Below are 863 nucleotides of genomic sequence, written 5' to 3' on the forward strand. Positions count from 1 at the left end.
AGAACGCCTAACAGAACGGCACCGAGCTTGGTTTTCAGCGTTGGTTTGGCATGGCCAGACTGCTTCTCCCCGATGATCTCTGGGATGAGATCGCGCCGCTCCTCCCGCCGCCTCGGCCGCGTCCGAAGGGCGGGCGTCGTCCAATTGAGAACCGGGCCGCACTCACGGGCATCCTGTTCGTGCTGCGCTCGGGGCTTCCGTGGGAAATGCTGCCGGCCGAGATGGGCTGCGGCTCCGGCATGAGTTGTTGGCGGCGACTGCGGGATTGGCAGGCGGCGGGCGTTTGGAGCCGTCTGCATGACGTGTTGCTGGAGCGCCTGCACGCAGCAGGGGAGATCGACTGGAGCCGGGCTTGCCTGGACAGCGCGTCTGTCCCGGCCAAAAAGGGGGGCCTGCCACCGGCCCGAACCCGACGGATCGGGGCAAGCCGGGCACGAAGCGCCATCTCGTCACCGACGCGCGCGGCACGCCGCTCGGCTTCTGCCTGAGCGGTGCCAACCGGCACGACACCGTCATGATGGCGGCCACCCTCGATGCCATCCCGTCTGTGCGGAGCGGTCGGCGCGGACGACCGCGACGTCGTCCAGACAAGCTGCACGCTGACAAGGCTTACGATGCCAGACCCCGCCGCCAGGAGTGCCGGGTGCGGGGGATCGTGCCGCGCATCGCACGTAGGGGCATCGAGAGCAGCGAGAAACTCGGTCGTCATCGTTGGGTCGTGGAGCGCACCCACGCTTGGTTCAACCGATTCCGTCGATTGCCCATCCGCTACGAGCGACGCGAAGACATCTACGAGGCCTTCACGAGCCTCGCCGCCAGCCTCATCACTCTCAACCAGATCAGACGGTTCTGTTAGGCGCTCT

General features: G+C 66.7%; 1 protein-coding gene. It reads left to right on the forward strand.

Features of this window, described 5'->3' with window-relative positions; all coding sequences use genetic code 11:
• The first annotated feature begins 50 nt into the window (after window positions 1-50).
• Window positions 51-856 (forward strand): IS5 family transposase gene (locus AC0IY0_RS28715; protein ID WP_471766472.1). Its coding sequence is split into 2 segments (ribosomal slippage): window positions 51-387 and window positions 387-856, totalling 807 coding nucleotides; the frame shifts between segments, so codons are not numbered across the junction.
• The last annotated feature ends 7 nt before the right edge of the window (window positions 857-863 follow it).

The organism is Methylobacterium sp. AC315, assembly GCF_979253755.1.